Here is a 507-nt window from a genome sequence, read left to right as displayed (position 1 = left end):
ATATTTTCTCCCATTCCGAGCGATTGAATTTTAACGTTATTACGAGTAATGATCTGTCCAATACGCCAAGTGCTTCCTTTTCCAGTGACTTCTGGAAAATCACTTCTTAATCTTGGGTTAAAGAGCAAATCTGCTTTTGTCAGTTCTAAGAACATTGATGCTTGTTCAAATGTGTCGGAGATTATCACATTAAAGTGTTTATAACCTGTTACTACTGTCCAAAGATTGAAAATATGCGTAATGTATGTTGTTTTTGCTTCACCACGAGGAGCAGCTACTCCTAAGTTTGTAGATTCTTCACTTAAGACAATTTTAGGGATTTCATCAAATAACCAAAGATGAAGTTCTGCACGGGAATCATCACGAATTACATGAGGGAAATAAGTTTCTAAAAAAAAACGATATCCCGTTTCTTTATTAAATACTTTTTTGATACGTTCAGTTTTAGCTACTTCATCAATATCAAATCCATCAACTTCAGCTTCTATCTGCTCACGAAGGGAATTT

1 protein-coding gene is annotated in these 507 nt (G+C 34.7%); it reads right to left on the bottom strand.

All coding sequences use genetic code 11. The features are described from left to right. Nucleotides 1-507 (bottom strand): hypothetical protein (locus FK529_RS21005; RefSeq protein WP_205124418.1); only part of this gene is annotated, 507 nt, incomplete at both ends.

Source organism: Tsukamurella asaccharolytica, from assembly GCF_007858435.1.
Taxonomy (GTDB): domain Bacteria; phylum Actinomycetota; class Actinomycetes; order Mycobacteriales; family Mycobacteriaceae; genus Tsukamurella; species Tsukamurella asaccharolytica.
Note: the sequence above shows the minus strand (reverse complement) of the source record. Positions and strands in the feature narration are given on the sequence as shown.